The organism is Acinetobacter nematophilus, assembly GCF_026344175.1.
GTDB lineage: Bacteria > Pseudomonadota > Gammaproteobacteria > Pseudomonadales > Moraxellaceae > Acinetobacter > Acinetobacter nematophilus.
Genome location: NZ_JAPKMY010000008.1, coordinates 45,198 through 67,492, shown reverse-complemented (window position 1 = coordinate 67,492; position 22,295 = coordinate 45,198). Strand labels below are relative to the sequence as shown.

The window sequence follows — 22,295 nt, the reverse complement described above, 5'->3', positions numbered from 1 at the left end:
AGTTCGTTATATTTCAATTTCTTTGCTCATCATTGCTGAAGCAATTGCTTGTGCTGTAGATTTAACCCCTAAACGTTTGCGAACATTTCTCAAATGATTTTCCACTGTTCGTTCTGAAATCTTTAAAATTTCAGCAATTTCAACCTGCTTATGTCCAATTGCAGCCCATTGTAAAACTTCTTTTTCTCGTTGCGTCAGTCTATGCTGATGAATCAAAGTGTTCGGCTGATAAGATAAAATTTTTCGAAATGCAAGCTGACATACCATTTGCACGGTTAATTTAAAATCTTCACGGGTATCTGAAAGATTTCCAGCAAATGACAAAGCACCTTCTAAACCTGTTCGACCAAAAATAGGGACCTGTATACCGCTAAGCTCATCTTGATGCAAAGCATTCTGAATGATTCGATAACTTTCTTTTCCTGTTTTTTTATTCAAAGTCTTGGTCCAGAAGAAAGCTTCGTCATATTCAAAAATATGGCGGGTAATGGGGCAACGGCGCAAATAAGTTTCACGTTCCTCAATATTCTCTGCATTCGACCAAGGGCCTGAAACAAAGAAAATCTCATCCACCCATTCGCTTTGATGATGTGGAAAAAGACTACATACAATGATGCGATCAAAATTTAATGCATCAGCAAAACTGACTAAAATCTGAAAGACCTGCTGCAATTCATGTGCCTGTTTCAATTGATATACTGTCTGAAACAGTAAGTTAGCCAACTGATGAGGTTCAAATCGTATTACTTTATTCGTCAATTTTAATCTCTAGGTTAACAATCAGCATTAAGTTTATACCTTAGTTTTAAAATCAAGATAATGTAAAAAAAAGTAGTTTCTGTAGAGAAACTACTTTATTCAATGTTTAAACCAACTCAGAATCAGCCAATAAAGTTTCAGCTGCTAACTTACCCAAATTATGTGATGCTAAAGGACTATCTCCGGTCAAAAGCTTACGGTCTTTATGTACCTGACCAGTAATGCCTTTATTGATAATTTTCACACCCAATTTTTCTAGGTTTTCACCGACCAGCCAAGGCAATGCACCTGGCATGTAGCCAATATCGATATTAGCACCTTGATCTAAAGAATCTGGAAACACACAAATCTCATAATCTTTAAAAATATAATTTTCAGGCTGTTCATCTACGGCTGCGGCAAGTAAGGATGCCGGTCCATGGCACAACGTAATCACATATTTGTCATTTTTTACCGCCCATTCCAGAAGCTGTTTCACCGCTTTACTTTCTGGAATTTTTGCTAAAACGCCATGCCCTCCCGGAATAAATACACCGGCATAAGGAGAATTTTCACTTGTGGCTTCTGTAAGAATATTGTCAAGTTGCAAGGGTTCTTTGAGTTTTTTTGCATATTTATGATAGGTATCTAAAACAGCTTTATCTTGATTGGGCATCGCCCACATTTCAAGTTTTGCAGGATTACCAGATAGTGTAGCCACATCAACTTCAAAACCTGCAGCATCCAAATGAAACACTGGCAGTAGCATTTCTACAGGATGATTACCTGTTGAAAAAAACTTTCCATTTTGCATCAGGATATAACGCTCATCTGTTGCAATCATCAGTATTTTTTTATGACCCGTATAAGGTGTGGCGTAGGTTGTACCATCATAATCAGTTTTTGCTGATGTATATTGACTCAAAGAATATGGGGATGGGAAAAAAGCATTGTCTTCGGCAAGGTCAGGGGTGGGTAATTTACTTAATTCAGTCATTTTTCGCTCCAAAAAATCTTGTTGTGATTTGGCTTAACAACTCCAGTATATTCATGAGTAAAACATGTTTTAAATAAGGGAAAACCCCTAGACATACAAATCTAGAACATAAACATGAAACACATTTAAATCGTGCATCATTCAGAGAAAATAGCGATTTGATTGATCTGATGAAATATAGAAAATATGATTGAGTCATTAAAACCATGCTGTTATTCACGTTTATTTTTTGATTTTTAATGGAATACATCAGACCTTCATTTTTTATTCTTTGATGTATTTATCATGATCATTCGATTATAAAACCAGAAACTTAATCTCAATGACAAATTAAGTTTCTGGCTGGTACTTTATCAATCACCGATCATTTTTATATGACCAAAACAAGGATTGAATTACTTCCATTCCATTTCGCTCGTAAGCACTTTAGAACTCAGCTCTAAAGAACTTTCTTCGGCTAGACTTGGATATTTTTCTTTTAATGCTGCAATCACAGAGGCTGAATCTTTATGGTCCTTTAAAACTTTATCAACATCTACAAGATATTGATAAGTAAAATCGACGGCGTGTACTCCTTTTGGAATTTCACCAATAAAATGACCTGGGATAACAGCACTTGGGCTTAAACGCTTCATTTGTTTCAGCGTTTTTTTCCATGCATCTCGCTCTTTTTCACTTTGAGCATCAGCAGTCCACAAATGGATTCCAGAAGATACACCTACTCCACCAAGAACGGTACGATTACTTGGCACCCAAAGATAAGAGGCATATTTGCCAGGTGATTTAATTTCAATTTTTTCACCTTCTAGCTCAATTGATTTCGCCTCGGTGGCATTCGGAACAATTACTTGCGTAGGAGCTCCATCTTTTAAAATTGGTCCCCAATATGCAAATTTGCCGACTTTGGTGGCTTCAATATGTTTAACGACTTCTGGTGTAGCAATCACTTTGGCATTCGGAAAGGCTTGAACCAATGGCTCTAAACCGAAGTAATAATCTGGATCACCGGCAGTAATCACAATATATTGAAGATTTTTACCGCTGTCTTGAATCAATTTGACCAAATTCTTGGCATCGTGGCTGCTGAATTGTGCATCGACCAATACCGCATCCTTTTCTCCCGAAATTAACGTCGATGTCACTGGGAAAATACCCTGAGTCTGAGGGTTATATACTTTATAGGTCAATTCAGTTGCAAAAGCTGAAGCACTCAAAGCAACTGAACTGACTAGAATTGATTTTAAAAATAATTTCATCGATTTATCTCTCTTTAGAATTAAATGAAGTTTTAAGTAATTGTTGCTCTACAAAACGTACAAAGTCCTGTGGTTTACCATAAAAACCATGAATAGGAACCTGCCCAATCTCAGCATGTTGATTTTCAAATATTACGGTAGGAAAACCTTGTCCTCGTACACGTGATAATAATTGACGGCTATGGTCAATATGTTGATACAGCTGATTTTGATCTACAGCATCCAAGTATTTTGACCACTGATCAAGGCTGATGCCCAATTCAGTACCAAGCTGAGCAAGTACATCATATTGTGTGACATTTAAGCCTTTTTGATAGTAAGCTTGTTGTATTAAATTTAATAATGCCAACATCGAGTCATGCCCCCGTGTCTGCTCAATGCTTAACAATGCACGGGTTGCAGGAATCGAATTCATTTTCAGCGTGCTGTCTTTTAATAAACCATTTTTATAATCATTACCAAAACTTACGCCCGTGAGTTGATGGATTTGTTCATCATAATGAATGATTTGTGTGCGCATTGCAGCCGTCATCTGCGGTTGATGATCTTCATCATATAAACCACCCAAATGTAAACGCTGTAGATGCGGAAATTTTTCTTCGATTGCATTTATCAAAGGCAATGCACCATAACTCCAGCCACAAAGCGGATCAATGATCCAGTGTAGAATCGGAGACGCCATAAACTTCCTCTTAGAAATAGATATATTCTCGAAATATGCAAAACACATTTCGGTGGAGATTTGTTATAGTAAAGAAGACAATTACTTTTTGTAAGTACTTACAAAAAAGTAAGTGACTCTAAAGTGGGAAATTTATGAATATCGACACCTCCTGTTTAGCCGCAAATGTTTTATCAAAAAACTGTCCATCTCGGACGCAGTTGATGCATTTGACCAATCGTTGGGGCGTACTTGTGATGTTTTGCTTAAGACGAGGAACCCATCGTTTCAGTGAGTTAAGACGCAGAATTGATGGCATCAGCGAAAAAATGTTGACACAAACTTTACGTGATTTGGAAAATGACGGTTTTGTTGTACGCAAAGAATACCCTGTGATTCCTCCTCATGTTGAATACTCCTTATCGGAAAATAAAGGCGTTGAAGTCGCTGAAAAAATTTACGACTTGGTGCATTGGATTGAGCAGAATAGCGATTAAAAATTAATCGCAAAACCTTTCTTTGAAGCAAAGAACCGTTTTGCGATACACAACGCTTAGAACTTAAAGCTATAATCTATATTTAAACGTGTTTCATTGGCTGAGTGAAAGACCATATCGGTCGGCATATCATTTCGGTAATGAGAAAAACGTGCTCGCATCCCCAAGCCTTTCAACTTCCCTTCTGGAATTTTATAAGCTAAATCCAGCTCCATCGATTCTTCTTTAAATCGTTTATCGCCATAATTAAGTAAATCAATGTCTTGCCCTTTGGCGTAGCGGGTCATAAAACGCAGTCCATTGAGAGAAATATCAGCTAATTTTACATTTTTAAAATCATATTCATAACGTAGTGAATAGACTTTCTCGTCTTTATTGGAATAATCCGAGCTCATAAAATCAAGCACCACAGGACTTTCAGTTCCCGATAAAAATGGTAACCCTGTTGAACCAAAAGACTGCATATAACCCAATGAGAGTGTATGATTTTGATAATTTAGACCAAACATTCCACTTAAATGCTGGTTATCTACATTTCCAATTTTCTCTTTACCAACCTCCTGGCTATTGAAAAATCGTACATCGCTTAAAAAAGTTAACTGTTCATTTAAAGGCTGTTTACCATTAAAACCCAAGAATTGCTGTTGGTAGATATCATGCAGTTCAGCCTGATAAGCCCGTATTCGATACGCTTCATTGAGTTGATAAGCACCACCAAAACTATAGAAATAATCCGTTGTTGCTGATTGATCAAAACGGCGATTGATATTGTCCGTACCAACATCACGATAATGGATCGAATCACGCTGACGAACTTGATCTACATAAAAACTTTCCAATTGCAACTTTGGAATTTCATTGGAAACAAACCGAGCACCTCGATAAGTTTGAGGAAACAAACGCGCAGGTGAAGAAAAAATCGTGGGCAATCGTGGAACCAAATCTCCCACAAAAAGCTCATTTTTTTTGAATTTTGCTTTGGCAGTCAGTCCTATTTTCCCATAGTAATTATCTCGTGAATTATCTGTATTTACAGGTAATAAACTACTCCGTGCATAGTCATCGGCTCGATCTCCGATTAAATTAAATCCAGCCATTGCCAATACATCAACACCAAAGCCAACTGTTCCATCGGTATAGCCTGATTGACCATTAAAGATGATCCCTTGTGCCCAATCTCGCGCAGCAGTATAAGGATATGGATCTTGTTTATAATCTCGGTCAAAGTAAAAATTTCTAAGCGTTAGCTCTGCACTGCTGTCTTTCACAAAATCGGCATGCGCCAGAGCACTAAATAATGGGCAAAAGTATACCCACACCCACAAGGATGTTTTTTTCATTTTTTTATCTCAACTATTTAATTTTTAGACGATTAAGATGTTGTTTTAAGCGTATAGGCTGGTTCATTTTTATGTCGATAAAATGCATGACTCAACATCAAAATAAGCGCAATTGCCAAAATAAAGACCACCCCGTAATATGCATAAAGTGTGGCTGGTGCTAAACCTTTATCTAAAAAAATGCCTGCAATTGTGGGGGATAAAATGGCACCAATACGTCCAAAACCAATAGCATAGCCCACACCACGGCTACGTATATCAGCATCGTAAATTGTAGGCGAAATAGAATATAAACCTGCAATACAACCATTAATCAACGTTCCAAGTAATAAACCAACAATCAATGCCACACTCACTTGAACCGAGACAGCCACGAATAAAAACACACAGGCAGCGGTTAGTCCTAGAAAGAGGCTCAAGGCATAGAAGATTTTGATACGGGATGCCAGCAAACCAATAATTGCTGCACCAAAGATCCCCCCAATACTAATTAAAATACCTGTGGTAACCCCTTGTTCAGGTGACATTCCCATTGAAATTAAAATTTTCGGAGTCCAACTCATCACAAAATAAAAGCCAAACATCACAAGAAAGAAAGCGCCCCATAGGCATAATGTTTGAAAGGCCCGAGGCCCACCAAATAATTTGGCAAAATCTCCGCCACCTTTTTTATCACTTTTTGCATAATCAGGTAGGGCATCCAAATAATTTAAGCCCATACGCTGTAACACTGAGTTCATCCGCGCGAGCGCTTGTTGTGGTCTTTTTGCCAACAAATAATCCAAGGACTCGGGCAATAACCATATACTCACCAACAGCATTGCAATGGTTGTGGCCCCACCTGCAAGGAAAATCGAACGCCAGCCTAAATGTTCAATCAGTGTCAGCGATAATATTCCACCAATTGTGGCACCGATCCCATATCCTGTAGACATCAAACTTACCGCGAAACTTCTCCAACGCGTATTGGCATATTCACTGGCCAAAACATTGCTACTGGCAAGAATACCGCCAACCCCAATCCCTGTGACAAAACGAAGGGCTGCCAACATGCTATGACTATTGACAAAAGCACATGCCAGCATGCTGATTCCAGCGATCACTAAACAAATTAAGATCAGTAACCGGCGACCTATTTTATCGGCAAGAGGTGCCAGAAAAATCGAACCAGCAGCCATGCCAAATAAACCAGCACTTAATAGCAAACCAATTTGAGCACCAGAAAGCGACCAATCCACTGAAACAGAGGGTGCGGTAAATGCCATAACCATGACATCAAAACCATCAATAATATTGAGGAAAATACAAATCAAAATCACGAACCATTGATAGCGGTTCATTTTATTTTGACTGATCTCTTGAAGCACATCTCTTTCCATTTGTGTATCTCCCAATCTGGGTAGGATATACACACGACATTACTGGGTTGCGTCGTTGGGTGGTTATGCATATCCGTATCCATAATTACCTAGAGGAATAATTTAATTTTTAAAACTCGTTTTTGAACAAGAATTTTTTTTGGAGCGTCCTGCTCTATTTCATCCTGACCAATTGGATCCAAAAAATCAATAGTGTTATTAAAAAATAATTGCACAAACTTATAAAAAAGAAAAAAATGATTGATTTATTTGAATATAAATAGAAAACAGTATTAGAGATAATACATATAGTTTTAAAAATTACATGAAAATGGATCCATTTATTTTATTTTATCACTTCCCCAAAATAACCTTGTTGAGGATATTAAAAGTCTTGCACCTTATTTTGAAATATTCCAGTTTTCGCAATGCGATGTAGATTCAACAAAACCACAAATTGGATCCAAAACATAAACAAAAGTACAATCAACCACATAAATATTGTCGTGATATTTTTTTAGATAAAAACAGCAAAATACCGATAAATATAAAACAAATAAGCCTAACTCAGAGTATTTAATGAGCAAAAATGATCATTTTATTTATTGACCGTTTACTTAGGTTGATATAAATTGGATCCAATAAGTGATAAGGAGTCATCACAAATGTTTATAAAAAATGCATGGTATGTTGCTTGCTATCCTGAAGATATCCAAGACAAGCCGCTTGGTCGCACCATCTGTGGTGAAAAAATTGTTTTCTATCGAGGTAAAGAAAATAAAGTCGCTGCTGTTGAAGATTTTTGTCCACATCGTGGTGCCCCATTATCGTTAGGTTATGTTGAAGATGGCAATTTAGTTTGTGGTTATCATGGTTTAGTCATGGGATGCGAGGGAAAAACCATTTCTATGCCAGCTCAACGCGTAAACGGTTTCCCATGCAATAAGCGCTATGCTGCTGTAGAAAAGTTTGGTTTTATTTGGGTTTGGCCAGGTGATCGAGCTTTGGCTGATGAGTCCAAACTCCCAATACTCGAATGGGCAGATCATCCTGAGTGGAGCTATGGCGGTGGTTTATTCCATATCAATTGTGATTATCGTTTAATGGTTGACAACCTTATGGATCTGACCCATGAAACCTATGTTCATTCGAGCAGTATTGGTCAAAAAGAAATTGATGAGGCACTTCCTGTCACCAAGGTTGATGGTGATCATGTCATTACTGAACGTTATATCGAAAATGTCATTGCTCCCCCATTTTGGCAAATGGCACTTCGTTGTAATCACTTAGCAGATGATGTTGCAGTAGATCGCTGGCAACGCTGTCACTTCGTTGCTCCTAGTAATGTACATATTGAAGTGGGTGTGGCTCATGCTGGACATGGCGGATATCATGCCCCAAAAGAGAAAAAGGTATCATCGATTGTGGTTGATTTTATTAGTCCCGAAACAGAAACCTCACATTGGTATTTTTGGGGAATGGCTCGTAATTTTCAACAAGATAACCCGACCCTCACCGATCTCATCCGCGAAGGTCAAGGCAAGATTTTTACCGAAGATTTAGAAATGTTGGAACAGCAGCAACAAAATATTTTGCGAAATCCCCATCGCCAGTTACTGATGCTGAATATCGATGCTGGTGGCGTACAGTCACGTAAAGTAATTGACCGATTACTGGCACAAGAAAGTACGCTCACGCCTGAAACAACAAAACATAAGTTTCCAAATATTCGGGTGATTTAAAGGAGAACAAACATGGACGTTATTATTAATAAAATTCACCAGCTCACCCCATCAATTCGAGCATTTGAATTGATTTCAAGCAATGGTTCTGCCCTTCCAGACTTTGAGGCAGGTGCACATATTGATGTGCATCTCAAAAACGGCTTAACGCGCCAATACTCACTTTCAAACTGTTGTCGTGAAAAACATCGTTACGTGATTGGTGTTTTACATGATGAGCATTCTAGAGGTGGTTCTCGTTGCATGCATACCGAGTACCGTGAAGGTGATCTATTACGTATTGGCGCACCACGTAACTTATTTAAAATTCATCCTCATACCCAAAAGGCAATCTTATTTGCAGGTGGCATTGGTATTACCCCGATTCTTTCAATGGCATATCGACTTAAATCCCAGCGGATCCCCTTTGAGCTGCATTATTTTGTACGTTGTCATGAAATGATTGCCTTCTATGGAAACTTAACCGAACACTTTGCAGGTCAGATTTATTTTCATATTCAAGATCAACCAGAAACTCAATGTGATATGTCTGCTGTCTTGGAGCAGAACGCATCAGATAGGCATTTATATGTTTGTGGGCCAGCAGGTTTTATGGCATTTGTAATGCAGTCAGCTCAACACATGGGCTGGCAGGCGGAACAGCTACATCAAGAGCACTTTGTGGTACAAAAGTCAGAGACATCCGACAATACGGCTTTTACCATTGAAATCAAAGGCAGTGAACGTCGTATCGAAGTACAGCCTCATCAAACAGCAACCCAAGCATTAATTGAAAATGGTTTTGATGTCCCTATTTCTTGCGAACAAGGTATCTGTGGAACCTGTATTACGCGTGTGGTTGCAGGAATTCCAGATCATCGTGATGTATTTATGACTGACGAAGAGCATGCGTTAAATAATCAGTTCACGCCTTGCTGTTCTCGGGCAAAATCTACAAGTTTGGTGATTGAATTTGAATGAAAAAACAGTACTTGGATTCGATTAAAAAAGCTGCTTAGAGTCTGTTGATATTTCATTTCAGTTTTATTGAGACAACACGTTTCTTAAGGTCTCGCCTAAAACCACAACACTACTATGTTCACGCATTAATGTTTCAGCACGCCCAGCCTGCCTATGCACTAAAGCATCGTAAATTGAACAGTGCTGTAGATGGGCATAATGTAAGCGACGATATTCTGAAAGTGCTTGAGTCTGGTCATAGGTAATGGCTTGGGCCGAGGCCATAGGCAACTGATTATTTTTGGCTAAGGCTTGGATCAACGCAATATTTTGCGCGCCTTGAATAATGGTATCGTGAAAAATCACATTAAAGTGGTGGTAACGTTCCAGTTCATGATCACCAAACTCAGTTTTTCCATCAAAAAGTTTTTCAGTTTCAATAATGCAATTTTGTAGTGTTTTTTTCTGTTCTTCAGTCAAACCTTGTTCTGCCATGGTTTTAGCAGCCAGTCCTTCAAGGATACCGCGTACTTCAAGTGCATCATTGATCAGCTTTTCTGAAATTTCTCGAACCGTGTAACCCCGAGTCGGATTTTTAATCAGTAAACCTTCTTGCTCCAACAACCGAAATGCCATACGCACAGGCTGTCTAGATACCCCAAGCAACTCAGCCGTTGGGATCTCTGCCACTCTGGCGCCACCCTCTAGCTCCCCATCAATAATCATTTTTCTAAGTTTAATTAAGACTTGTTGACCTGAAGACATTCACTGCTGCACGCTTTCAAAAATACCCTTTGATGCTAACAAGTTCACCCATAAAAGGAAAACAAATTTTTGATTTGAATCTATTCGGTCTAAATCTAAGGCTTTGGTTTAAGAAGTGGTCATATAGAGATTAAACTTAGTTAATATTAAAACGAACCTTAACTATTTTAGACGATCTTAATTGCTGCAATTCTTTGATAAAAAAGCACATGTGCTTTTTTATCAGTGCTAAAGCATATCAATCAATTAGATAAATAATTTGATTAGTCAACAGCGATGATTGTAGGCTCGCTAGAGTTATAATCAATATAATGCCACCCATTTAAAACAGTTGAACAAGTATAGTCATCACCACTTAAATCATAAAATGTAAATCCCCAGCCTTTTGTATTACGAAATTGTATGCGGCATTGATATAGCTTACTGATACCGCCGATTACATTGCCTTCGGCAATACCTAATGCTTTTGCACAATCAGATGTATAACCTGGTTTTATATTGACTTCCCATTTCAGCTCACAACGGACTCCTGCAACTTTATCCATTTGCTTTTTATTCAATGTATCAGTTACAAGCTCTAAGCTATATCCTGCTGATTTTGGATAACCAATCTCATAGTTTTTACCCTGATTATTTTTAAGGGAAACCACAATGTACTCTTCATTTTGGTCAATACTTAAAATATTTAAATCGGTCATTTTAATTACTCTTTGAGTTATGGAATAAATAAATTATTATTTTCCAACTGGTAAAAAAATCCCCAATTCTTGGTATTTTCTCATCGCTCAGTATTTGTTTATAAAATAATTTAAAAAATCTCATCCCTTTGTTTTTATTCTTAAAATTCCATTATTTTTACCACATTATTTATGAGTAATCACACTACTTTTTTCTACTCCTCATCTCTTTTTCTTCACTCTATCTTTTATATTTTATCAAATTTTTTTTAAACAAAATGTGAATAACGCCCTATCATTTAAATTCAGCTTATTCATAAACATAAAGAGCATGCTTTTATTTTGTCTTTCATTTTTTAGCAACAAAAAAGTTACCTGTATTTGATTTAAATTTAAGGTCTTGATCAATATAGGTAACTTTCTGTTTTTTATATTAATATTCGATCATATCTAAACGACTTCCTTGTATCTCATTCAATGTTTTAATTTCATAAGGTAAACCGACATAGTTTTCTGCCAATGTGGTTAATCCAGCATTTGATTCTAAAATATAACTGAGCTCAGCCTGTTTAATTTTATGATCAAACTCACTTTCTGTTTCAAAACGATGCAGTAAATGAGTCATCCACCACGAAAAGCGTTCCGCTTTCCATACTCGCTTCAAGCATTTTTCCGAGTACTCTTGAATGCCTTTCTCTGAATCATTGAGATAAAAATCAATCAAAGCATGGGATAAATAAGCAATATCAGAAGCTGCTAAATTTAAACCTTTTGCTCCGGTGGGTGGCACAATATGTGCAGCATCGCCCGCTAAAAATAATTTTCCAAATCGCATTGGCTCTGTCACAAAACTACGTAGAGGTGCAATACTTTTCTCAAGAGAAACCCCTGTCACTAAATTTTCCCGACTTTCGTCATCCAAACGATTTTTTAATTCATTCCAAAATCTTTCATCTGTCCATTCATCGACACGATCGCTGGACGGTACTTGCAGATAGTACCGACTGCGTGTTTGGGAGCGCATGCTGCATAAGGCAAAACCCCGTTCTGACTGTACATAAATCAACTCATTTGAAACGGGAGGAACATCTGCAAGCACACCTAACCAACCGAATGGATAAAGCTTTTCAAAAGTTTTGATTTTATCTTGAGGCACACTTGCACGACAGACACCGTGATAACCGTCACAGCCTGCAATAAAATCACATTGAAGACGGTACGATTGACCATTTTGCTGAAAAGTAACAGTCGGACTTTCTTCAAAATCATGAATTTGTACATGCTCAGCTTCATAATAAGTGCATAAGCCTGCCGCTTCACGCGCATGCATTAAATCTTTTGTGACTTCCGTTTGTCCATAAACTGTCACTTGTTTGCCCTGAGTTAATTCAGCTAAATTGACACGATACTTTAAGCCATTGGTTAAAATTTCAATACCATCATGTGGCAGTCCAAACTTCTTTAAGTTTTCATCCACACCCGCTTGAGCCAATAAATCTACTGATACTTGTTCAAGTATGCCTGCTCGAATACGTGCAGCGACATATTCAGCACTACGTTGTTCAATGACTACATGCGAGATGCCCGCCTTAAACAACAGTTGCCCAAGCAATAAGCCTGCTGGTCCTGAACCAATAATCGCAACTTGAGTGGTTAAATTTTCCATAATATTTTTTCTCCATATCCAGATATTTAAATTAATTTTTTTGATGTACTTTTTATATGGTGAAATTGGGATAGCCACCGTATATTGGCAGTAATGACCGTATATCGGTCAAAATAAACATAATCGAGAATGGATGAACGATGCGATACGATTTAATCAAAAATGAAATTTCAGGTGAAACCATCAAGCAAGATGATTATATTGCTGGACTCGCCAAAGGACTGAGCCTGCTTGAAGCCTTTGGTATCGATCGCCAAAAACTCAATTCAACACAAATTGCTGAACGGACTGGATTAAGCCGTACAGCAGCTCGAAGATATTTACGGACTTTAAAATATTTAGGATACTTAGAAAGTGACGATCACTATTTCTGGTTAACGCACAAAGTCTTACGCTTATCGAGCTCATATCTCAGCTCTGCCCATCTACCTAAAGTCGTACAACCAATTTTAAATTTGTTGAGTGCACAAACGAGTTTGACTTTTTCATTGGTGGTTTTAGATGAACATGAGGTTGTGCCAATCGCACGAAGTTATTTACCTCAACACGATCATCTGCGGGTAAGTCCATATGGCATGCACTTGGGCAATCGCCTACCTGCTCATGCGACATCAACAGGTAAAGTTTTATTGGCAGCTTTGCACCCGGAAGAGCAAAAACAGTGGCTAAACAAATATGGTTTAAAACGAATGACTGCTTATACCATCCAAGATCAAGCACAGTTTTATCAAGTATTGAATGAAGTACAAAAACAAGATTACTGTTTATCGAAAGAAGAACATGAATTCGGGGTTATTGCGATCGCTGTTCCAGTTTTAAATGCGCAAGGCAATACTGTCGCTGCGCTAAACTGTATCGCACAAACGCATCGAATTACGGATGAACAACTCTTTCAGCAAATTTTACCCTTACTGAGAAATACAGCTCATGAATTAAGAAGTATGATTTAAAACATTCTTATATTTTTGCTTTAGTACCGTCGGAACGGCGCTCTAATTGATCTTGTTTGGGTTGCCTCCACGCTTTGGCTTGTTTACATACTCCCCAATTGATTGGCCATCCATTTAATTGAATAAGATACTAATAATAACAAATACTTAACCATTATTTTATATAAAAATAAGAAGCTTCAATAAGTTATTTTTATTTAACAACATAATTATTTAAGAAAAATAATGAAATATTTGTTGATTTATCTTATTATTTTAAACGATAATAATTATCATTAACATCTTTATAAAAATTTATTTTAATGAAACATTCAATTCTTAGCCACTCTATCCGTCATGTTCTTTTTAGCTCTCTCACTCTATTCAGTTGTACTGCAATCGCAGAAACCGTAGCCTTGCAATTGCCAACAATCGAAGTAAAAGCAGACACAGAAAAAGCAACAGGATATACCGAAAGAAAATCTCGTGCAGCCACCAAACTTGATTTGACCTTAAAAGAAACTCCCCAGTCCGTAACGGTCATGACCAGCCAACATATTGAAGATCAAAATTTAAACACCCTTGAAGAAGTTTTAGCGCAAACACCTGGTATTTATGTACAACGTTATGGCGCACAAGGTGCTGTTGGAAATGGTGGAGAATATACATTCTATTATGCACGTGGCAATCAAATCTTGAATTATCAAGTAGATGGTGTAATGACATCCCCTGCAACCAGTGGCAAGAATGGTTCATCACTCAGCAATTTAAATCCGATTATTTATGAAAATATTACCGTGCTTAAAGGAGCTGCAGGACTCACCAATGGTGCAGGTTATCCAAGTGCCAGTATTAACCTCAACCGCAAACATGCAACCAGTACAACACCAACAGGTCAAATTAAATTCAGTACGGGTTCAGAGCAAGCGATTCGTTCCGAGTTCGATGCACAAAGTGCATTATCATCGTCAGGTGACATTCGTGGCCGAGTCGTCGCGGCCTATGGTCAAAGCGACTCATGGCGAGACTGGGGTGATCAACGTGATGCCACACTTTATGCAGTATTGGATGCAGATCTGAGTGAAAAAACTCAGTTCAGTATAGGTTCATTACTCAGCCGTTCTCGCCTCAATGGACAAGGTGTACATGGTATTACGGTATTTGGTGATGATGGCACATTGATGCCGTTCAATCGTGAATTTAACCCCAATGCACGTTGGGCTTATAGCAATGTGGATACACTCAATTTATTTACTGAGTTAAAACATGAATTCAACAATCGTTGGAAAATTCAAGCCAATTATAATTATACCAAACAAGACATTGACGCCTTATATGGCGTCATTGGTGTTGCCCAAGTCGATTACACCAAAATGACCGCTTCACTTGCGGCATCGCAGAATGATTTCAGTCCAGAAGAACATAGCCTTGATCTCTCAGCAACAGGATACTACTCTGTATTTGGACGTGAACATGAATTGATGCTGGGAGCAAGTTATCAAAATCTAAAAAGTAACAACAATGCTTATGCGGGATATAGCAGTAAAGACCGTATTGACCTAAACACATGGGATGGAAAAATTGCACTACCACCAGAAGCTCTCGTTGCGACGGGTGTAAGTAATAAAGACTATCAGCAAAGTGGATATTATCTTGCAACTCGACTTAACCCTATTGATCCTTTGCATATTATTATTGGAGGTCGTTTATCGAATTATGATTTAAAAACCCATTCGACTAACACAGTCAGAAATACAGTTTCAGATTCTAAAATTAAAGAGTCTAACCAACTTACCCCCTATGCAGGGATTACTTATGATCTCGCCTCGTATCTAACGGCCTATGCAAGTTATACCCATATTTTCTTGCCGCAAAGCAACCGTGATTATGCATACAATATGTTGGACCCACAGCAAGGCGACAATTATGAAGGCGGTTTTAAAGCCAGTTTTTATGATGACCGATTAAATATGAGTGCCGCTTATTTTCAGGCAAAAATGGACAATGTTGCTGAATCTGCCGGAAAATATAGTGATACGGATCAAGCGGTCATCAATGGATGGACAACATCGGGATCAACCTATTATCACGGCGTGAAAGGTGCAAAAACTCAAGGCTTTGAACTTGAAATTTCGGGGCAAATTTTACCTGAATGGAATATTCAGGCGGGCTATACTCAAGCTGAAACCAAAGATAAAAATGGTCAACGTATCAACTCCGACCGCCCAAAACAACAATTTAAATTATTTACCACCTATAACTTACCCGTGATGGAAAATAAGTTAACCGTTGGTGCAGGAATCAATTGGCAAAGCGAGTTTTACGATAAAACTAAAACTGGTTTAAATTATGAAGCTTTTCGTCAAAAATCCTTTGGCTTGATTGATGTAATGGCTCGTTATGCAATCAGCCCAGACCTTAATCTTGGACTGAATATCAGCAATCTCAGCGATGAAAAATATCGCCTCAATACCTGGGCAAATACATACGGTGACCCAAGACGCTATACAGCATCACTTCAATATAAATTCTAAAGCTGAAATTGACTTAAAACCTAGCCTGAGCACCATGATTGGGTTCAGTCCCATCATGGTGCATGCCATAGGTATAGATTTACACATGATTTCTGCTTCGGGTTAGACAAGTAATCATTTTTTAAATTGGTGTACAGACATCACAGATATAAAACGGATCTTCTTATGATCAAGAAAACTTTTCTCTACTTGGCTTTGGGCATATTGTCCATGCAAATCCCAACACATGGTTTTGCAAATAACAGCATCGAGATTGGAAAAACACAAACCTTGGCTTCCGTTGTTTTGAATGAAAAAAGAGCCATTCAAGTCTATCTTCCAGCAAGCTACAACAAATATCCTCATCAGAAATATCCTGTAGTTTACTTATTGGATAGCGAAAGCAACTTCCATTACGTGACAGGAATTGTCGAAAAATTATCTAAGTCTCCTTATCCTTCGATACCTGAAATGGTCGTCGTTGGTATCGTTAATACAGATCGTGCACGAGACTTAACACCCACCCAGCAAAAACCAGAGATTAAAGAAGGACGCCGCATTGAAGGCAAAACGGGCGGAAATATTGCTTTCTTTAATTTCTTAGAAACCGAGCTCATGCCTGAGATAGAGAAAAAATATCGTACCAATGGCTTCAATATATTGATCGGTCATTCTTTTGGTGGGATTACTGTACTGAATCATATGCTCAATGGTCATCAAAATATCCAAGCTTACATTGTTCATGATCCTAGTATTTGGTGGGATGATGAAATCATGCTCAAACGTTTTAAGGATGCAAAGAGTAAAGATTTTCAACATAGAAAACTCTTCTTGACCCAGGTCGGGAGTAGCGAAAATACTGCCAGTCTAGACAGTCACTACAATGGGATTCAAAAATTCAATCAATATTTGAGTCAGCAGCCCTTTCATGATCTGAATTATAAATATGTTCAATATGAGGGTGAAGATCACGGTACTGTCCCACTGAAAGGCAATCTTGATGGCTTGCGTTATATTTTTGAGGGCATGCAAGTCAATATTAAGGACATCCCTGAACATCCTGATCTGGTGAAGCAACATTACGCACGATTGAGCCAAAAGTTAGGTTTTGAAATACAACCCAGTGAGGTTTATCTGGATGCCGTTTTAGATTATTTAAAACGTAGCAACAACCCTAAAGCAATACAGCAATTTCAGCACTATATCCTGTCAATTTATCCTCAATGGCAGATGAAAAGCGTATCCTAGAAGCTGTTTTTACTTCACAGGATAGGACTGTCATTTTTATTCAATATAGGGTGGTATTTAGACCGCTACTACCACTCTGTCATTGCCTAAGTTACTTATCTCTATATTTCAAAATTAATTAATTTTTATAAAATAAATCAGACTACTGTGAATTAACCTCACCCCAAGATTATTATTTAAAACGATCTAGCCATCATTTTATTTAAATCAGCATGTTTAGCAGAATTCAAAACCACTTACCATTCATTTTATAAAATACAGGATCGCATTAAAACAAAAACAAAATCACACATTATTGTTTTTACCCTATTAAATTCACAAATTATCTATATAATGAATATAATTTATACTTTCACAATTAAAACAAGTCATATGTATTACCACCAAATCATAAAATTAATTTCAAAAATTTGAAATGTTTATATATTGGCTTTAATTTACCTATGGATACACATTAGCAACAGCATCAAAACAAAAAAAGCAAAAACACTAATAAATTTTATAGTTTTCAAATACTTAAAATAAGTTACAAGACGATAAAACTGCTTTAAAAATAACAAAAAATCTATTAAATTATGATAATAATTTTTTTAAGTTACTTTAACTATTTAACTTTACTTATTAAACACAGCGTCTCAATAATAAATTGTTAGACAATTATAACTTTAACCCATCACAAGAATGCACTCCCTTAAGAATAATTTTATATTCTTTGTATATTCAATAGATTTAAATTCAAAAAAAATAATGATGAAATAATTTAAATCTTAACCTGAAAATTTACAGCGCTTTAACTAAATAGTATTTTCATGGAAGGTAAAAATTTGAATATCTTATTTCATAATCAAATATAGATTAAATAATAAAGGTGGGCCGTAAAATGATTGAATGGCTACAAAGTGAATTAAAACATAGTCCTGAAATTCTATTGTTCTTATCTTTAGCAATAGGTTTTTGGATCGGACAATTTCAATTCGGTAAGTTTCAATTTGGTGGTGTTGCAGGATCACTACTTGTCGCAGTTATCCTCAGTCTGATCGGAGTTCCTATCGACAATGGCGTAAAGGCCATCCTGTTTGCCTTATTTATTTATGCAGTTGGCTTTGAAAGTGGTCCACAGTTTTTCAAATCACTTGGTCCTCAATCGATTAAAGAAATTCTCTTGGCAATCTTTATGGCGGTATGTGGTCTGATTACTGTCCTAGCGATGGCTAAAATCTTTGATCTGGACAAAGGTTTGGCTGCGGGACTTGCTGCTGGTGGAATGACACAATCAGCAATCATCGGTACGGCAGGAGATGCGATTTCTCGTTTGGATTTGCCGCTTGCAGAAATCCAAAAGCTCCAAGCCAATGTAGCAATTGGATATGCTGTCACTTATATTTTTGGTTCATTGGGTGCCATTATTGTCTGTGTAAATCTCTTACCCAAATTCATGGGTAGAGAGATTCATGATGATGCATTGAAGGCACAAGCAGAACAGTTGAAAGGCGCTTTTCAACTTGCATCGGGACAAGAACTGGCAATGCCTGAAATTGTCGGACGTATCTACAAAGTCAAACAAGCAGCAGGACAAAGTATTGCAGAGGTTGAAGCCTTATTACCCAGTGTGACCATTGAACGCTTGAAACGTAAAGATCAATTTATTGATGTTTCTCCTGAGATTAATCTGCAAAAAGACGATGTGGTTCTTGTGGTTGGTCGAAGAGCAAGTATTGTTTCGATTGCTGAATCGATTGGATCTGAATTGCAGTCCTCACAAGGGATGGAAATGATCATGGATACAACAGATGTTATTTTGAGAAATTCAAAATATGCCAATCGCACACTTGGAGATATCAAGACCAATACCCCAGATTATTTAAAACATGGCATTTATGTACTTGCAATTAAACGTAACAGCGAGTCTCAGACTTTAAGTGATGACACTATCCTCCGCCAAGGCGATGTTGTAACGGTGTATGGAACAAAAAGTGATCTTGATCGATTAGTCAAAGAAGCAGGTAAAGCCTTGCCGGAAAGCTTGAAAACAGATTGGATTTTTCATGGCGCGGGTTTGGTGGTCGGTTTAGTGATTGGTTTATTTGTGATCCGCATCGGAGATGTGCCTTTAACGCTGGGTGCAGGTGGTGGTGCACTACTCTCTGGTCTGCTATTTGGTTGGCTTCGTAGTCGAAATCAAGTGCATGGCAACATGCCTTTGGCAGCTTCGCAACTTCTTAAGGATTTAGGTCTTGCAGGTTTCGTAGCCGCTGTGGGATTGCAATCAGGATTACAAGCCATTCAGACCATCAAAGAAAGTGGTTTATCACTGTTTATGATTGGCGTTGTCGTCACCCTTGTCCCACTGATTCTTTCCATGCTGTTCGCACGTTATGTACTTCGTTATGACAATGTCGCAGTGATGGCTGGTGCATTAACTGGCTCCCGAAGTGCCAATCCTGCTTTTGGTGGCGTGCTAGATAAAGCAGGAAATTCAATCCCCACTGTGCCATTTGCGATTACCTATGCACTTGCAAATGTATTTTTGACCCTGCTCGGCCCACTGATTGTTGGTTTAGCATAAATAAATCTATAAATCCCAAACACATTGATATCAAGATAAAGAAGGAGACTTCCCATGGGGAACGTTGATTATTCAAAATACGCAAAACTCAGTCCATTTGAACTTAAAGATGAATTAATTGCTTTGGCTCAAAGCCATACAGATCGCATGATGCTCAATGCAGGACGAGGCAATCCAAACTTTCTTGCAACTGTTCCACGTCGTGCCTTTTTCCAATTGGGTTTATTTTCCGCCACTGAATCAGAATTTTCTTTTTCCTATATGCCAGAAGGGCTCGGTGGATTTCCTCGTGTAGAAGGGCTGCAATCCCGCTTTGACCATTTTGTTTTAGAAAATCGTGATAAACCCGGCGTTGTCTTTCTTGGCAAAGCGATTTCTTATGTTCGTGACCAACTAGGGCTCGACCCAGATGCTTTTTTACTTGAAATGGTCGAAGGTATTCTCGGCTGTAATTATCCTGTTCCCGATCGAATGCTCAAAGTCAGCGAAAAAATTATTAAAGAATACATTTTACGCGAAATGGGCGTTCAAGGTATGCCGAAAGAACAGCTTGATTTATTTGCAGTCGAAGGTGGTACGGCTGCAATGGCTTATATTTTTAACTCTTTAAAAGAAAACAAAATCATTGCACATGGCGATCGTATTGCCATTGGTTCTCCTATTTTTACCCCCTATCTTGAAATTCCAAAACTCAATGATTATCAACTTGAAGAAGTGTTGATTGCGGCTGACCCGAATCTGGGCTGGCAATACCCAGAATCAGAGCTACGCAAATTAGAAGATCCATCGATTAAAGCCTTTTTCTTGGTGAATCCAAGTAATCCACCGTCTGTAAAAATGAGTGATGAAGGCTTAGCCATTCTGGCAGATATTGTTAAAAAGCGTCCTGATTTGATTATCTTAACCGATGATGTTTATGGAACGTTTGCTGATAATTTTAAATCTTTGTTTGCGATTTGCCCAGACAATACTATTTTGGTTTATTCATTTTCAAAATATTTTGGTGCGACGGGCTGGCGCTTGGGTGTCATTGCACTGAGTCAACAAAACATTTTAGATAAAAAGATTGCAGCCCTTTCCAAAAAAGATAAAAAGGAACTTGAGGAGCGTTATTCATCACTCACTACCGATCCATCAAGCATTAAGTTTATTGACCGTCTGGTCGCAGATAGCCGCAATGTTGCATTGAATCATACTGCTGGATTATCGACACCTCAACAAGTACAAATGGTGCTGTTTGCTTTATTTAATATGATGGACTCACGCCAAAGTTATAAAAAAGCAGTGAAATCTGTGGTAAGAGAACGTGATGCAGCTCTGTATAGACAGCTTGGGGTTGAAGTTCCCCAAGATCCAAATGCCGTTGACTACTATACCCTGGTCAATTTAGAAAATACCTCACGCACACTCTACGGAGATGCGTTTGCGGATTGGATTATGAAAAATAAGAATCCAACTGAATTACTTTTCCGAGTTGCCGATGAAACAGGTGTGGTGCTGCTTCCGGGTTCTGGTTTTGGTGTTCAGCATCCGTCTGCACGTGCCTCGCTTGCCAATTTAAATGAATTCCAATACGCAGCGATTGGATCATCATTACGTAAATTTGCAGAAGAAGCATATCAGGAATATAAAAAAATCAGCAAAAAGAATAAATAAGCATAGATAATTTATGTGTGCGTAGTTAAATAAAAAGATCGCATTCATGCGATCTTTTTTTAATTTGTAAATGCGAAGCGATTTAACATCCACTCATCTGTTGTTATCAAATCTCACGATTTGATTCAAAAAGAGTTAATTTTGAGCCTTACATTTTATTGCTTTCGCAGGCGTGATATTGGTTGCAGAAACTAATTGAGTTGAATCAAACCCTTCTGTTTCTTCTATGAATAAGTGGTAATCTTTAATTTGGATGGTCGCCTGTCCTTCATATTCGCAATACCCCTTTTTGATATTGTCTGGTAACTTAAAAGTCTTTTTGGCTGCATCAAAGTTACTAAAACAAAACCACACATCACGAGTATCACCTTTTGGACGTGGAATAAGTGCAGCGGATGTTTTATTCGGCTCAAAGCAAATATCATCCCCCATGTAATCCACATATTCAGGATCTAAATTACGTGAAAATTTACCTGTTAAAGTGGCTTGCCCTTGATAATTTTTAAAACCAGATTCAGTGTTTTTGTATTTAAAACTTTGTGCTTGTGCAAATACTGGCAATATTGCCAAGGCAATCAATAAAATTTTGTTCATCATCTTAATTTCCATTTTATAAGGTCCTAAATTGTCTGTAATTTTATGCTAATTTTAGAAAATAAAAAATTACTTAAACATTTATTACCTCACCATTTTCACCAATAGTTTGGCTTGTTTGATGTTTCGGGTGGTCATGATGATTTTTTGACA

18 protein-coding genes are annotated in these 22,295 nt (G+C 37.8%); 8 read left to right on the top strand and 10 right to left on the bottom strand.

Annotated features, from left to right (window positions below):
- Positions 1 to 6: 6 nt before the first annotated feature.
- The 4 genes from OSH00_RS14550 to OSH00_RS14535 all read right to left on the bottom strand — a co-directional run bounded on the left by OSH00_RS14550 (position 7) and on the right by OSH00_RS14535 (position 3,673).
- Positions 7 to 759 carry a PA1136 family autoinducer-binding transcriptional regulator gene (locus OSH00_RS14550; protein WP_266131023.1) on the bottom strand — a complete coding sequence of 251 codons (753 nt, stop codon included), beginning with the start codon at positions 757 to 759 and terminating at the stop codon, positions 7 to 9.
- 106 nt (positions 760 to 865) lie between these two features.
- The gene (gene hchA / locus OSH00_RS14545; protein ID WP_266131022.1) at positions 866 to 1,735 is read right to left on the bottom strand and encodes a glyoxalase III HchA; all 870 of its coding nucleotides are present in this window, start codon (positions 1,733 to 1,735) and stop codon (positions 866 to 868) included.
- A 395-nt stretch (positions 1,736 to 2,130) separates the two neighbouring features.
- Positions 2,131 to 2,991 (bottom strand): Vmh family MBL fold metallo-hydrolase, encoded by an 861-nt coding sequence (locus tag OSH00_RS14540; RefSeq protein WP_266131021.1) that lies wholly within the window; start codon positions 2,989 to 2,991, stop codon positions 2,131 to 2,133.
- Between the two features lie 4 nt (positions 2,992 to 2,995).
- Complete coding sequence (locus tag OSH00_RS14535) at positions 2,996 to 3,673, bottom strand: DsbA family protein (protein WP_266131020.1); 678 nt, start codon at positions 3,671 to 3,673, stop codon at positions 2,996 to 2,998.
- 134 nt (positions 3,674 to 3,807) lie between these two features.
- Here OSH00_RS14535 and OSH00_RS14530 point away from each other — a divergent pair, with 134 nt between their 5' ends.
- Positions 3,808 to 4,149, top strand: coding sequence for a winged helix-turn-helix transcriptional regulator (locus tag OSH00_RS14530; protein ID WP_266131019.1), 342 nt, complete (start codon positions 3,808 to 3,810; stop codon positions 4,147 to 4,149).
- Between the two features lie 56 nt (positions 4,150 to 4,205).
- Here the strand turns inward: OSH00_RS14530 and OSH00_RS14525 are convergent, their stop codons facing one another.
- A complete protein-coding gene (locus OSH00_RS14525; protein ID WP_266131018.1) occupies positions 4,206 to 5,489 on the bottom strand; it encodes an OprD family outer membrane porin in 1,284 nt (427 codons plus the stop codon).
- Between the two features lie 32 nt (positions 5,490 to 5,521).
- Positions 5,522 to 6,868 carry an MFS transporter gene (locus tag OSH00_RS14520; protein WP_266131017.1) on the bottom strand — a complete coding sequence of 449 codons (1,347 nt, stop codon included), beginning with the start codon at positions 6,866 to 6,868 and terminating at the stop codon, positions 5,522 to 5,524.
- 644 nt (positions 6,869 to 7,512) lie between these two features.
- On the opposite strand from OSH00_RS14520, the gene OSH00_RS14515 reads away from it, so the two are divergent.
- On the top strand, positions 7,513 to 8,589 hold the full coding sequence (locus OSH00_RS14515) for an aromatic ring-hydroxylating dioxygenase subunit alpha (protein ID WP_266131016.1): 1,077 nt from the start codon (positions 7,513 to 7,515) through the stop codon (positions 8,587 to 8,589).
- Between the two features lie 12 nt (positions 8,590 to 8,601).
- Positions 8,602 to 9,549 (top strand): PDR/VanB family oxidoreductase, encoded by a 948-nt coding sequence (locus tag OSH00_RS14510; RefSeq protein WP_266131015.1) that lies wholly within the window; start codon positions 8,602 to 8,604, stop codon positions 9,547 to 9,549.
- Positions 9,550 to 9,612: 63 nt separating this feature from the next.
- Here the strand turns inward: OSH00_RS14510 and OSH00_RS14505 are convergent, their stop codons facing one another.
- The 3 genes from OSH00_RS14505 to pobA form a co-directional block, all read right to left on the bottom strand.
- The gene (locus tag OSH00_RS14505) at positions 9,613 to 10,293 is read right to left on the bottom strand and encodes a GntR family transcriptional regulator (protein WP_266131014.1); all 681 of its coding nucleotides are present in this window, start codon (positions 10,291 to 10,293) and stop codon (positions 9,613 to 9,615) included.
- A gap of 263 nt (positions 10,294 to 10,556) precedes the next feature.
- Positions 10,557 to 10,991 carry a hypothetical protein gene (locus OSH00_RS14500; RefSeq protein WP_266131013.1) on the bottom strand — a complete coding sequence of 145 codons (435 nt, stop codon included), beginning with the start codon at positions 10,989 to 10,991 and terminating at the stop codon, positions 10,557 to 10,559.
- Positions 10,992 to 11,403: 412 nt separating this feature from the next.
- Entirely contained in the window at positions 11,404 to 12,636 is a 1,233-nt protein-coding gene (gene pobA / locus OSH00_RS14495; RefSeq protein WP_266131012.1) for a 4-hydroxybenzoate 3-monooxygenase, read from the bottom strand.
- Positions 12,637 to 12,776: 140 nt separating this feature from the next.
- On the opposite strand from pobA, the gene OSH00_RS14490 reads away from it, so the two are divergent.
- From OSH00_RS14490 to OSH00_RS14470, 5 genes are all read left to right on the top strand, one after another.
- Entirely contained in the window at positions 12,777 to 13,586 is an 810-nt protein-coding gene (locus OSH00_RS14490) for an IclR family transcriptional regulator domain-containing protein (RefSeq protein ID WP_266131011.1), read from the top strand.
- Between the two features lie 302 nt (positions 13,587 to 13,888).
- Positions 13,889 to 16,099 (top strand): TonB-dependent siderophore receptor, encoded by a 2,211-nt coding sequence (locus tag OSH00_RS14485; protein ID WP_266131010.1) that lies wholly within the window; start codon positions 13,889 to 13,891, stop codon positions 16,097 to 16,099.
- 165 nt (positions 16,100 to 16,264) lie between these two features.
- Positions 16,265 to 17,326: an alpha/beta hydrolase gene (locus OSH00_RS14480; RefSeq protein WP_266131009.1), complete on the top strand. Its 1,062-nt coding sequence runs from the start codon at positions 16,265 to 16,267 to the stop codon at positions 17,324 to 17,326.
- Positions 17,327 to 18,206: 880 nt separating this feature from the next.
- Entirely contained in the window at positions 18,207 to 19,892 is a 1,686-nt protein-coding gene (aspT, locus tag OSH00_RS14475; protein ID WP_266131008.1) for an aspartate-alanine antiporter, read from the top strand.
- A 54-nt stretch (positions 19,893 to 19,946) separates the two neighbouring features.
- Positions 19,947 to 21,548, top strand: coding sequence for a bifunctional aspartate transaminase/aspartate 4-decarboxylase (locus OSH00_RS14470; protein WP_266131007.1), 1,602 nt, complete (start codon positions 19,947 to 19,949; stop codon positions 21,546 to 21,548).
- A 135-nt stretch (positions 21,549 to 21,683) separates the two neighbouring features.
- On the opposite strand, the gene OSH00_RS14465 is transcribed toward OSH00_RS14470, so the two are convergent.
- Positions 21,684 to 22,142: a hypothetical protein gene (locus OSH00_RS14465; RefSeq protein ID WP_266131125.1), complete on the bottom strand. Its 459-nt coding sequence runs from the start codon at positions 22,140 to 22,142 to the stop codon at positions 21,684 to 21,686.
- Positions 22,143 to 22,295: the final 153 nt, after the last annotated feature.